Origin of the sequence: Shewanella sp. POL2, assembly GCF_000282755.1 — a bacterium.
Lineage (GTDB): Bacteria > Pseudomonadota > Gammaproteobacteria > Enterobacterales > Shewanellaceae > Shewanella > Shewanella xiamenensis.
In genome coordinates this window covers 38,619-52,568 of record NZ_AKZL01000012.1, presented here as the reverse complement: position 1 = coordinate 52,568, position 13,950 = coordinate 38,619, and the positions used below count along the sequence as shown (strand labels likewise).

At 39.7% G+C, this 13,950-nt stretch carries 8 protein-coding genes and 1 pseudogene; 4 read left to right on the top strand and 5 right to left on the bottom strand.

Annotation, left to right across the window (positions count from 1 at the left end):
• Positions 1-13 precede the first annotated feature (13 nt).
• Together menC and menE are read left to right on the top strand one after the other, a co-directional pair.
• Positions 14-1,063, top strand: a complete 1,050-nt coding sequence (menC, locus tag SHEWPOL2_RS04925; RefSeq protein WP_037426654.1) for an o-succinylbenzoate synthase — start codon at positions 14-16, stop codon at positions 1,061-1,063.
• 6 nt (positions 1,064-1,069) lie between these two features.
• Positions 1,070-2,550 (top strand): annotated as a pseudogene (gene menE, locus SHEWPOL2_RS04920) (o-succinylbenzoate--CoA ligase).
• An 85-nt stretch (positions 2,551-2,635) separates the two neighbouring features.
• On the opposite strand, the gene SHEWPOL2_RS04915 reads toward menE, so the two are convergent.
• Positions 2,636-3,898, bottom strand: a complete 1,263-nt coding sequence (locus SHEWPOL2_RS04915) for an EAL domain-containing response regulator (RefSeq protein ID WP_226770054.1) — start codon at positions 3,896-3,898, stop codon at positions 2,636-2,638.
• 290 nt (positions 3,899-4,188) lie between these two features.
• Here SHEWPOL2_RS04915 and SHEWPOL2_RS04910 point away from each other — a divergent pair, with 290 nt between their 5' ends.
• Both SHEWPOL2_RS04910 and SHEWPOL2_RS04905 read left to right on the top strand, forming a co-directional pair.
• Complete coding sequence (locus tag SHEWPOL2_RS04910; RefSeq protein WP_037426650.1) at positions 4,189-4,815, top strand: response regulator transcription factor; 627 nt, start codon at positions 4,189-4,191, stop codon at positions 4,813-4,815.
• A complete protein-coding gene (locus SHEWPOL2_RS04905) occupies positions 4,812-8,402 on the top strand; it encodes a transporter substrate-binding domain-containing protein (RefSeq protein WP_037426648.1) in 3,591 nt (1,196 codons plus the stop codon). The genes SHEWPOL2_RS04910 and SHEWPOL2_RS04905 overlap by 4 nt, the downstream gene beginning before the upstream one ends.
• 46 nt (positions 8,403-8,448) lie before the next feature.
• On the opposite strand, the gene SHEWPOL2_RS04900 is transcribed toward SHEWPOL2_RS04905, so the two are convergent.
• From SHEWPOL2_RS04900 to SHEWPOL2_RS04885, 4 genes are read right to left on the bottom strand one after another with little or no spacing between them, the layout of a single operon-like run.
• Positions 8,449-9,171 carry a molecular chaperone gene (locus tag SHEWPOL2_RS04900; protein ID WP_181160267.1) on the bottom strand — a complete coding sequence of 241 codons (723 nt, stop codon included), beginning with the start codon at positions 9,169-9,171 and terminating at the stop codon, positions 8,449-8,451.
• Positions 9,161-10,540: a fimbrial protein gene (locus SHEWPOL2_RS04895; RefSeq protein WP_050991307.1), complete on the bottom strand. Its 1,380-nt coding sequence runs from the start codon at positions 10,538-10,540 to the stop codon at positions 9,161-9,163. Before SHEWPOL2_RS04895 ends, SHEWPOL2_RS04900 begins: the two co-directional genes overlap by 11 nt.
• 13 nt (positions 10,541-10,553) lie before the next feature.
• Entirely contained in the window at positions 10,554-13,136 is a 2,583-nt protein-coding gene (locus SHEWPOL2_RS04890) for a fimbria/pilus outer membrane usher protein (RefSeq protein ID WP_239642736.1), read from the bottom strand.
• Between the two features lie 41 nt (positions 13,137-13,177).
• Positions 13,178-13,915, bottom strand: a complete 738-nt coding sequence (locus SHEWPOL2_RS04885) for a molecular chaperone (protein WP_023266421.1) — start codon at positions 13,913-13,915, stop codon at positions 13,178-13,180.
• Between the last annotated feature and the right edge of the window lie 35 nt (positions 13,916-13,950).

The window sequence follows — 13,950 nt, the reverse complement described above, 5'->3', positions numbered from 1 at the left end:
TGTTAAGGAAAATATGATCTTAACTTCACTTAGCTTGTATTTATATCGCCTGCCCTTAGACCGCTTTTTGCCTGTGGGTAAACAACGCATTGACTACAGAGCTGGCTTAGTACTACAGGCAAAAGCGCAAACCGAAGGTGAAGTGCGTGAGCAGTATGTTGAAATCGCGCCACTCTCAGGGTTCGATATCGACCAACAGCCATTATTAGGCTTTAGCCGTGAAAGCCTCGATGAGGTTCAACAGGCCTTAGTGGCGCTATTACCCAAGCTGCAAAACCAATCTATTGATTGCTTGCTCGAGCAAGCCGAAGCGAGTCCCTATCCATCCATTGCCTTTGGCTTAAGTCTGCTACATGCCAAAATCAGCGGAAAACTCGATACGGTGCGCCCAGTGACCACCACTGTGCCGTTGATTTATCAGCCAACAGATGCGCCCAAAGCCGAGTTGATAGCTAAAATCGCCAAGCTCGATAGCAGTGTGCACTCAGTTAAAGTGAAGGTTGCACAAACCTCCATGGAAGATGAGTTAAGTTTGATTTATGGCATCTTAAGCCAAAGACCGGAACTCAAGCTGCGCTTAGATGCTAATCGTGGATTTAGTTTGGAACAGGCCCTCGACTTTGCCGCTTGCTTGCCACTAGATAGCATTGAATATATTGAAGAACCTTGCCAAAAGCCGCAGGATAATCACACTCTGTATCGCGCCATTCCCCTGCCCTATGCCCTAGATGAATCCCTCAATGACCCAGATTATCAATTTGTGATGCATGAGGGATTAACGGCATTAGTCATCAAACCCATGCTACTGGGCAGTATTGAAAAACTTCAGCGCCTTATCGACGAGGCGAACAGCCATGGCGTGCGCTGTATCTTAAGTTCCAGCCTTGAGGCCAGCTTAGGTATCAATGATTTGGCCCATTTAGCCGCCATACTGACGCCCGATGAAATTCCTGGGCTCGATACGTTAGCCGCCTTTAGCCAAGACTTAATCGTACCAAGCGGCAAGCCCCAAACTCTTACGCTTAAATGCCTTAAACTTGTCGCCAGTACGCAGCAGGATTAATCGACAATGTCCGAATCTAAAGCATTGGCCTCATCCCAATCTATTTCACAGCAAGGTATTTCGCCATTACATAGCGCCGCGCTCACGCTCCCTGAACAAACCGCGGTTAAGTGCAATGGGCAAGACATCAGCTACGCGAGCTTAAGCCAAATGGTGCTGGGATTAGGTGAGCAGCTCACGCGCATCGGCGTTGGTCAAGGGCAATCACTGGCGTGTATCAGTCGTAATAATCTAGAGATGATTTGCCTGTATTGGGCCTGTGTGGATATTGGTGCCATCTTCTTTCCTATCTCGCCGCGTTTTCCGCTGGCGCAAGTTCAAGGGCTTATCGATAGCCACCAAATCCCTTTCTATTGGAGCGAAGCGGCGCTGGACTTGTCAGGCAGTCATCAACTCACGCTAGATTTTAGTCTAGGCGTGGCTCCAAACGCTGGCCTAACCGCGACAGCTTTTGATATTTATCGCCCGAGCAATGTGATTTTAACCTCTGGCTCCAGCGGTTTTCCCAAGGCGGCCGTGCACAATCTTGCGAATCACATTGCCAATGCCGAGGGCGCCCGCAGCCTGATCCCGCTGGTAGCTGGTGATGCTTGGTTATTATCATTACCGCTGTTTCATATTGGCGGCCTTGCAATACTCAACCGCTGCGCCCTAGTCGCGGCGACTGTGGTGCTGCCAGATCTCGCGCTCCCGCTACAGGTACAAATCGAGCGCGATGCGTTAACCCATATGTCCCTCGTACCGACCCAGTTAGTCAATTTGCTCACTGACAAACAGGCCTCGCTCCACAGTATTAAAGCCCTGCTACTGGGCGGCGGCGCAATTTCTATCGATTTACTTAAACAGCTCGAACACCGGCATATTGCCAGCTTTACTAGCTACGGTATGACGGAAATGGGCTCGCAAATCACCACTGGCCCCGCGCTGAGCGATGGTAGCAGCGGTAAATTACTCCCAAGGCGTGAGCTTAACATTGTCGATGGGGTGATTTGGGTTAGGGCGAATGCTTATTTATGGGCTATCTCACTGATAAGGGAATAGAAAAGCCACTTGATGCCGACGGTTGGTTTTATACCAAGGACAGAGGCGAATGGGACGAAAACGGCAATCTCCGCATTCTTGGCCGCGTCGATAATATGTTTATTAGCGGCGGCGAAAACATTCAACCAGAAGAGATTGAAGCGGCACTCAAACTTCATCCGCTAATAGATGAGGCAATCGTCTTCCCTCAGCCCGATCCCCTCTTCGGCCAGCTCCCCGCGGCTATTATTCGCGGTGACATTTTCCACGCTAAGACTATCAGCAGCGATGCAAGCCGCAGCCACACCAGCCAAGAGATGAGTGCGATAGAGGCCGAGCTCGAAGTCTTTCTCGCCGACAAAATCGCCCGCTTTAAACGACCGCGCCGCTATTACCCTTGGCCAGAAAATGCCGAGCAAACAGGCCTAAAAGTGAATCGGCAACTTATCATCAAGCTGACTGCATAACTAAACTCAGCTATTTTGTCGGGAGCACTGCGCAACATTAAAGTGAGCAAAAGTCATCTCATTAACATTGCATATCTTGCTTGTATTAGCCCTCAGTATACAACCTGTTAAAATCGTCACTTTCAATATCAATAGGAAAAAATCGCTGAACAAACGTATGCTCATCAATGGGCCGGGAGAAACAAAAGCCCTGTCCAACAGTACAACCCAGTTGTTGCAATATGGCCAACTGAGAGTTTGTTTCGATTCCCTCGATGACTAACTCCATATTAAGTGCCTGAGATAACGCAATCACACTTGATATCGCAGCCTGACATCGAGGTTCAACACCTAACTCCCTAACAAAACAGCTATCTAACTTAATTTGCGAGAATGGCAATTCACATAATCTCGCGAGAGAAGAATGAGCCGCGCCAAAATCATCTATTGCTAGCTCGAAGCCCTGCATGCGTAACCTAATCAGGTTTTCCATATTCACCGCTGGAGCAGAAAGCAATCCTGTCTCAGTAATTTCAAGCGTGATGAACCTTGAATGGAGGTTAAATCTCTTGGCGATATCCACAATACGATAAACCAACTTTGTCGAATTGAGCTGGGAGATATCGAGATTATAGGCCATTGAAATATGATGATTTTTTTGATGCAGCTCTTGTTGTAACCGACAGCCTTGCTCAAATAATTGTAAAAACAATTCGTCGAGTAGCTCATAGCCAATCAGTGGCTCAATAAACACGGCTGGGCTAAGCGTGCCAACTTCAGGATGAATCCATCTAGCTAACACTTCGACACCCGCCAGACTAAAGTCTGTGACATCGAATTTAGGCTGATAAAAACCCACAAATTGATGCTGCTCAAGTGCCAACTGAAAATCAGCTAATGAAAAATCTTTCGGTCTAATTTCAATTCGAGAAGAGGACATCACTTTACGTTTTTGAGTACGAGAATAGACAAACTTATCCAACATACTTTGCAAGTTTCCAATAGAAGGACTTTTACTCAAATCGCCAAGATACTCAAAATTAAGCATTTTTATCATCTGCGATACAGCTCGCCTTAATTCCATATCGATACAGCTAAACAAAGCTACTGCGTGGATGCTGTATTTAGCCTTCGCCTTGCGCAAAAACGATAAGCCATCTATTCCTGCCATCATCAAATCACAAATAACAATATCAGCACTATTATGAACATCGAGCCAAGTAAAAGCATCCTGAACGCAGCCAAATGCAAATACCTCAACATCAGCAAACGAAGCTAAGTTATATTCAAGTACTGCACGCTGAAAGGGATGATCTTCTAAGACTAATACCCGAATCTTACTCATCAAATGTCCTTCAAATCTAACCATCTAAAATCTCATAGTATCCTTTCAGAATGAACTACAGCTTCCAGTTGCAGATAAATAGCTATACTTAGATAGGTTGCGCCACAAGTCGTTACAAGTTGCAACATACGTAAAGGGCGCCACCTAAATGTTATGAGTAGTAAAAAAATAGTTCTCATTTCGTCTATCCTACGATAATTTTAAAAAAGAAATGCCCGAACACTGCGTAGGAAATATCCGAATAGCTATCTAGTATTTCCTACAAGAGCTTACAAAGGATAAAATCTGTACATAATGGTTATGGAGTTTTATTGATGAAGAAAAAAATATTAATAGTTGATGATCATCCGGTTGTAATCTTGGCATTGAAAATTATTCTTGAGCAAAATAACTTTAATATTATTGGTGAGACTAATAATGGCGTCGATGCTCTCAGATTAATTAAAGAACTATCACCAGATGCTGTTATTTTAGATATAGGAATTCCACAACTTGATGGACTGGAAGTAATTGATAGATCACGAAGATTAAATAATAATCCACCTATATTAGTATTAACCGCACAACCATCAAAGCACTTTGTTTCTCGCTGTATTCAAGCGGGAGCATCTGGTTTTGTTTCAAAACAAAAAGATTTAACAGAAGTAACAGGTGCATTAAAAGCAATTCTTTCAGGGCACTCCTACTTTCCAATATTGGCAAATAGCAATGTGATCTCAAAGTCTAGTCAGGATGAAGCCGAACTAATTAAAAAACTCTCAACTAGAGAAATGGTTGTATTGCAACAACTCGCAACAGGGTTATCTAATAAAGAAATTGCTGATAGGATGTTGCTTAGTAATAAAACCATCAGCACTTATAAAACTAGACTTTTAGAAAAACTAAACGCTAAAACACTAGTAGACATAATAGAAATTGCGAAGAGACATAATTTATCATGAAAATTGCGACTATAATAAATCCAATTATTATAATAGCCATCACTATATTATCTTTTCACAAATCAACTGCACACACACTCGATAGTGATACTTTTTTACTGAAGGGACATCCGAATCTAGAAGCTGAGAGTACAGCATTAACTAAATCCGAAGAAGAATACCTGAGAAAATTTAAAATCATAAGAATTGCAATAACTGAGCCTAATTTCCATCCCTATGATATCGCTGATAAAGAAAGCCAATACTATCAAGGGATTAGTGCGGATTTTTTACAGCTAATAAAAGATTCTCTCCATACACAGGTTGAAATTATCCGTTTTAAAGTCAGAGAAGACGCAATTAATGCAGTCAAAAATGGAGATGTGGACTTACTAACCACAGCAAATAGTTACGAAGAATATAACGGGTTAAAGCTATCCATACCCTATATCTCAGATCGTCCAGCATTATTTAAAAATACGTCATTAAATGCTGAGGTCAAAACGATCTCAATGGCATATGATTACTTAGCAGATAAAGTTGTTAAAGAATACTTCCCGAATAAAACGATCATCAACTATCCAACAAAACAAGCAGCAGTTGCTGCTGCGGCTTTTGGTAAAACTGATGCTGTTATTATGGATTTATCTTCAGCAAATTACATGATAAATAACACATTTTACAAGAGGCTTCAGCTAGACGATTACTTACATATCGACTCAAAAGGCATTGCATTTGCAGCTAATGATACCAATGATATGCTGCTAGAAATTTTTAATAAAGCGATAAAAACAATATCTAAAGATGAAAGCCGACTAATTCGTAAACGATGGAGTGGAGGTGGATATATTATTCCAGAAAAAAGCGAATTGCCTATATTTAATGAAGAAGAAAAAAACTGGATAAAAAGGAATGGAAAAATAAATGTTGTCTTTAACGAGTATATGGCTCCTCTATCCTATCTTAATAGTTCAGGACGTCCTGCAGGATACGCAATTGAGATCTTGGAGTTATTAAGATTATACTCTGGATTAGATATTGATTATACATCTTCAAAAGACTTTAATGAGCAGCAGGAACTAGTTTTAAAAAGCAAAACGCCATATATCACCATATTAACACCAAATAAAAACAGAGCAATTTTTTTTGACTTTTCATCAGAATTTTCCAGCTCACCTTACATTATTGTCCAAAGGAAAAACAACGTTGAAATTAATGATCCGATAATAGCAATACCCCGTGATCATGCTATTGAAGAATATACTAGACAATATATTAAATTTAAAGAGATAAAGCTAACATCTAACTTTATCGAGGCTCTAGATACAGTAAAGAACAGTGAAGCTGATTACACCATTATACCATTAAATATTGCAGACTATTATAACCATGGCTATTTTGATGACATACTTGAAGTTAAAGAGGTGGTGGAGAAAATTCCGACTGCCGCGGCTAACTTTGCCGTGAAAAAGGAAGAGCACATACTGGTTGACATTATTAACAAAACATTAATTGCGATACCACCAAACGAACTACAAACTTTAGAAAATTACTGGAGAAGTAATTCTCTACCAGCAAAACAGACCTGGAAAGATTATCGTTACACAATTTATACCATTTTAATTTCATCATTAATTTTAATTTTAGTATCGATAGGTTGGACACTATACACTAGACAACACTATAGACAGCGGCTAAAAGCAACAAAAGCTCTTGATGGGCAATTGTTATTTATGCAACAGATCGTTGATGCTATACCACACCCCATCTATGTAAGAAATAAACGACGTGAACTTACTATGTGTAACGAAAGTTACCTTAGAACATTCAATTCTTCACGTGAAGAGTTATTGCACAAAACAACTATAGAAGGAACTATTCGTGCTATTGAGGCACCTCTGGTTGATAAGGAATATATACAAGCTTTAGAGGACGGCATTCCCATATTTAAAGATAGAGAGTTACATATTGACGGAGTAAAATATAATATTTACCACTGGTTCAAATCCTATGGTGACGATGCTGGAAATATTGAAGGTATTATTGGCGGATGGATAGATGTTAGTGACCGAGTCAAATTAATTAAAGAGTTAGAAAATGCAAAAGAAGTTGCAGATACGGCAAGCCAAGCCAAAAGCACTTTCTTAGCGACTATGAGCCATGAAATCAGGACCCCAATGAATGCTATAATTGGCATGTTAGAGTTAGCGCTTAAGAGTCCAAATTTACCAGTTTCGGAACTAAACACGATTAAAGTAGCTTACGACTCTGCAAACGGCTTACTTGAACTTATTGGCGACATTCTTGATATAGCACGCATTGAAGCAGGGCAATTAACATTATCTCCAGTAAGAACCAATTTAAAATCAATTGTTACTTCCGTGGTTAGGGTGTTTGAGGGACTAGCACATCAAAAAGGCTTATCACTAGAGCTTAACTTTGATACTCATATTAAAAATGATGTGCTAGTAGATCCCATGAGGATAAAGCAAATACTATCGAATTTAATCGGCAATGCAATTAAATTTACCGCAGTTGGCAGCGTACAAATATCTGTCAGTTGTGCGAATCTAAGTAACAGCCAATGTTGCTTTATTTTCACGGTTATAGATACAGGCATAGGAATTTCACCGGAAGATCAGCTAAAACTCTTTATGCCATTTTCACAAGGTCATGAATCCCATAATAAATATGGTGGAACCGGATTAGGATTAATGATTTGTCGTTCATTGTGTGAAATGATGGGTGGAACATTAGAATTAAAAAGCCAGCTAAACTCAGGAACAGAGATTAGAATGGAGCTGAGATTAAATTTACTCGAAGAACTACCAAAAATAGTAGAAACACAGATAATAGATTATCATAAGGAAGAACAATCCTATAATATACTCATTGTGGACGATCACCCAGCAAATCGGTTATTACTTGCTCAGCAATTAAAATTTTTAGGTCATAATGTTATTGAATCTGACAATGGAAAATCTGCTATTGATCTTTTTAAAGAAAACGAAATTCAGTACATTATTACTGATTGTAATATGCCTGAAATGGACGGATATGAATTTTGCAAGAATATAAGAAATATTGAAAAACACTATAGTAAAATTGCTCCTATTATAATTGGCTATACTGCTAATGCTCAAAAAGAGGTTAAGGAAGCATGTTTAAAGGCAGGAATGAATAATTGTTTATTTAAACCTATTAGCTTACAAGAATTAAGTGATGCACTATTAATTCACAACCAAGTTTATAATAGTGATATTTCCGAGATCAGTTTTTCACCTGATGTTGTTAATAACCTAACTGGTAACAATAAAGAGCTGATTATAAAACTACTTACTGAACTTACTAAGAGTAATAAATCAGACAAAGAGACTTTAATCCAAGCTAAAAAAGGTATGGACTACCAAAGAATTAAAGATATTGCCCATAAAATTAAAGGCGCTGCAAGAATAATTGATGCGAAAAGACTTGTTGCATGTTGTGAAATCCTTGAGCAATCAAGCCATAACTCACTTGAAAATGATTTCTTATTACTCATTGATACGCTAGAAAAATTAGACAATGAAATTTCAGATTACATAGAGAAAAACAATTCTATTGAATAATTTTACTAAAAAATTTAAGCCAAAAGAGCACTGATAGCCCTTTTGGCTAATTTATTAACTTAGTATGTCTCGAGTTTATAAAACCATCATCATCAATGTAGTCAAACTTAATTTTAACATTTTTAGAATTTAACACTTTGTCTTGACTAACTATGTTAATGGATTTGCTAGAGAATGGCGACAAGGTTTCTGGATAAATTTCAACATCATTAAAACCATCTGAAATCGAAACCTTACTATAAACAATAAAAAATGGTGAATCATTTTTTATTGTTAATTTATTATTATCAATAGAAAAATATTGTTTATCAAATCTTGTATCCTGCTGCATTTTTAATTTAATTGGCCTTAAAAATACTTTTATTTGTGTTCTTATGGTTAAAATCATCAATTGATTATCAGAACTAGATACATCGTTACCTGGCTGAGGCGGTATTTCATAAATGTTGAGCCAATACATTTCCTCCTGATCACGCTTTTCACTATGATTCAAATTGATTAATCGAATGCTCTTATGTTCTCCTGGAGAGAACTTTAACATCGCTGGTACTGCCATTATCGGTGCCCTAGTATTTTCTGGCGTAGCATTGATATCACCATCATCAACCCATAATTGAGTGATCACAGGAAAGTCGTTCGTATTTGCCAATGTTAACTGTTGTGCCTGCTCATTGTCATACATAACGACTCTGGTTTTATTGATAACTACGCCAGCGATACAGTTTGTGCTGACCAAGATGAAGCCAATAATAGCTATTTTACTGAACACGAATAAGTACTTGAGCCTGTGCATAATATTTACCTGCTGTAACAGTCTCACCTGGTATTTTGGTTAATTTGGCCGTATAGGTTTCGTGCAAAATAGTGACCTTATTAACCGGATCATAGTCAATATTTGTACCAATAAATTTGCGCCAACCATCCTTACTGGAGTCATATATTCCCGTTCCAAGATCTGGGTAGGTCTTAATCACAAATGGTTGCGTAAGACCGTCTTCACGTTCCAATATCACCCCAACCCCTTGTGCATAACCAGGACTCCCATAATTCTGGCTCAACAGATGACTCACCGCGGCTTGATCCGTTAGTCCCATAGCTTTAGCCCTATTAAAACTATTTGCATCAATCTTAAAGCCAACAGCAAAATTTCCAGCTTGGGTGCCCGAAACAAAATCTCCCTGACACCTGTAGCTCAATGACATATTGACGTTTACAGAGTGACCTTGTGCTAGTTCATTAATTGTTGCTGCTGGAAAAAGGACATAGGGAGCAACACTACTTACTGAGCAAGTTCCAGGAGTACGTCTTACTAGCATTTGTTGATAAAAACTAATATTGCCTGGCCATTGCGCGTACCAACCAGGATAATGCGATATATGGTCGATTCCCTCCGTGGGATGAGTTATTCCAGGGCCACCAAACGCGATATAACCCGCAGGTTGATTATAGGTATAAGCACTCTCGTATGGCCTATTAATAGCGCTGCTGCCACTAACACCTCTAACATCCCGGATCCTAAATAACTCTACCGTAATATCAGTGAAGTTTTTCGCTTTCACTAAAATACGCCCTTGTGCATCTCGGTCTAATCCTGTCATTGCGCGCTTTTGCCATATACGCGAAAAATATTCACCACTCTGATTATTTTTAAGCCTCGCAACAACATTTTTTATGTATGTTGAATATCCCTTATCCACACCATCAGCAACACCATCTTCATACATACCACTATATGCATTGTCCGCATTTACCGAATAGTATTCAAAGATTTCATTCTCATCCGCTGCATCGCAACGAAACAGTACCTGTTCAGGATCATAACCTCCTCTTTGCCCGTAAGTAATAAACGGTACTATTGATGACGCTAACATGGTTCCATTAGGTTGGAATGCGGTATCCGAAATATGCACTATGGGTAAATTGAGGTCACCACGATTAGGGTCATGTGCACCATCCCAAATTGCGGTTTTACCGTACAGTGGATCTACATAGGCTCCATTGGTTGGACTCGTGGTAGTGGTAGTGGTAGAGATACGTTGACAGTTCGCATGCGCACCACTTGTGATTAATAGTCCCGAAGCCAACAAAAAAGTGACAGCAAACTTATAACGATTTTCGTTAGTTACACTCTTAAACATATCCTATTCACTCCTAGATGCTTGACTGACAATTAACAGGCATACGCACCAGTTCGGACAATAACTCAACTTCTGATAAGGCATAATCAAAACTGCAAGTTTGTTCACTCAACTCACCCCAGGTCACTTTTAGATGTCCGTTAGCAGTAGGAGTCCGGATATAAGCCATTCCTGCTTGGCCAACCATACCTAATATTTGGCCATTTTCATCGACCACTTCCGCACCTATAGGAATAACACCACCACTGGTCTTTTGAGTCATAAATAACACGGCATAGCCTTCGCGAGTCTCAAACTTCAACTTCACAATTGCCCCAGCATAAGGCGCAATCTGCTGCTGGGTCTCGAGTAATTCGGATGTACCAAGCATGTTTCCGGAGTCCAACGTCACGCGGTTCATTCTATAGGGGGTCAATGTTGGTATAACAGCATAACCAGCTGAATTAACTTCAGTTCCCCAGCTGTTAATCACTTTTGCCCCATTTGCGCCCTTGGCTTCAACAATTGCGAAGGTGTCACTTAAATTTTGGCTTAATGTCAAACCGCCAGCATGAGCAACAACAGCACCACTTATTCCTGCACTCATTTGTTGGTAAGAATCTGCTATTGAGTAACTGCCTGAAAGCGTAGCTTGGCTAAATCGCTTCTGTGTATTCACTCCAAGGCTCTTACTTGTACCATCATCACTCTGTAATGAAGCATTAACGCCATACGTCCAAGATTGGTCTTCCAACACAGTTCCAGATACGCCCATGTTGTAGCTATTCATTCCGCGCGATGAATGGCTGGCTCCCATATTTATCATGTTTGATTGCCTAGTCCCCAAGGGGATAGAAATCGTCAAACTCAGCAGATCTTCCTTGGTTCGCGGAGCGTTAAAATCTGTTAACGAGTCAAGATAATCATCGTTATAAGCATACTGCACTGGTACTTGACTCGAATATTGACGAGAGAATGTCAGCCCTAAACTCCATTGACCTAGATTGACCGAGTATCCGAGTTGTAGCTGGTCATCATCATCTCGGCCATCCCTATATTGTCGTTTAGAGCCGCTGATATACAGAAAGCCATAGTCATCAAGACTTTGGTTAATACTCAAACTCATCTCGCTTCGTTGCTTATAGGTCTCAGACGTGAAAATATCTGATCTTTCAAGCGCTTTTCGTACGCCTAAAACATCATTCAATTCGCGGAACGATTCAGTTGAATAATGATATCCAGCAAGCGCTACAGAAGTCCCCGTCTCAAAAGAACGACTATAGTTAACACCTAAACGCCAACCATTCTCCCAATCATCAAGGCCCGCTTCCTTCGAGAGCCGCGAAGAAGAGTGAACAGCTGTAATACCAACGGCTCCCCACTCAGTCCCTAATACCGTTCCAAGGCTGAGTGCATAATAATCTTCACCAATCCGTCCACCCGAATTTAGGGTCAGCATATTGTTAATGCCGTACTCATAATTCAAATCGATAAAGTAATTACCAGACCCTAAATAATTCACTTCACCAGCAGATAAACCATATTGTGAGTGACCTTCCCGAATTGAACCGGGAACCGCACTAAACGGAACAGTAAAGTCAGAAATTTTCCCATCTGCCTCTGTGACTTCTACAATTAAATCACCTTCATAACTCGTCGGATATAAGTCATTGATCACAAATGGCCCTGCGGCGACAGTCGTTTGGTATATTGCAATACCATTCTGTTTAATAACAACTTTTGCAGTAGAATTAGCTAACCCTCGTACAACAGGCGCATAACCTCTCTGCGAGTCGGGTAGCATTCGATTATCCGTCTGCAACTGAAACCCAGTAAAAGGTAAACTCCCTAAGACATTACCTCGGGTATATGAATCACCAAGTAGTAATTCACTTTCTATATTAGGTAGCGCGCGCATAGCATAAGTTCTTATTGAATTAAAATTATCTTTAGAACTGCTATCATAATCATTGTAATTATAGCTAGATTGATTTCTCAGACGCCATAAACCAATATTTACTCCAGAATTAAACCCAGTATAAAATGCACGCATATCACCGCCATTACCCGAGCTATTTGTCTGATAAAGGTTGGTGTTATAGCTAATATATCCTGCAGTTTCTCCCATGTTCCATAATTCAGGATGCACATATCCTCTAGGGGATTTTTGCATATAAGCTTGGGGAATTGTTATGTCTAACTTCAATCTTTCAACGTCGAATTTTGCTGTTGCACCATTCACAGTCAGCTCAGGTGTTTGACATTGTTTATCTAGTAATTCTTGATTGATATAGGTAGAAATGACTGGTGATATTTTCCAAAAATTGGCATCAAGACATGGATAGATTTCATTTTCACCTTCCTTCACAAAATCAACAATTTGCCGACTTACGCGTGTGCCATTAATATAAATATCAACCTGATATTTCCCTGGTGTAGCCTGTCCTACCGTATTAAAACGGGCGAGGTAGCTCTCTCCGTAGCCACCACCCAAAAGCAAGCTATCATCGAAAGTAAACTCCTGAAAATCATCCTCTTTAAGCTCGTCGGCAATCAATAAAGGCGCAACACCAAAATTGCAATAAAACAAGCCCAATAAGGATAACTTTGTGGCCAATGTAATACACTTTCTCATAATAGACATTTCACTTAATTTTATTATTTTATTTCATATTCATACTTTATAAACCCACCAAAATCATTGACGATAGTGAATTTAACTTTCATTGGATGAATAGAAACAAACTGTTGATTATACACCTTAATAAGCTTATTCCCTTTTGGCTCAACCATATCAACAGGAACTTTAAGCTCTTGATTACCAGAGATAAGTTTCACGTCAACAAATGAAGCGTAAAAAGGTGATTTATTAATAACATCAACCTCAATACCACCATTTATTTTATTTACGTTAAAGCTAATTTCTCTTCCAACATTTTCAGGATTAGATTTAATCTCGACTGGCCTATAAAAAATCTTAACTCTGTTTTTCAGCATAACTAACATCTGGTTTTCACCGGCATTATCTTTAGATAATGGGGGAATTTGTAGAAAGTTAAGATAAAACAAGCTCTCTCTATCTTTAGGCAGTTCTCCACCACTATATATTAAGCGGAACAACTGTCCTCGATTAGGCTCTATTCTGAAGATCGCTGGCAAAGCTAAAAATGGACCATCTGCATTTTCAGGAGTAGACTCAGAATTATTAATATCTGTCCAAACCTGAACTACGTTTGGAAAACTATCATTATTTTTTAACTGAACACTACGCTCTTTAGCATCACTGGGATAAATTACTCGAGTATTGGTCATCACAACACTTGCACTCGATGGGAAAACGATAATTAGTAATGAAATTAGAACTGATAAGCGCACAGATAAAGGAAGAATTGACATATTATTTCCACAAAGCCGGAGTGCTCACTCAGAGA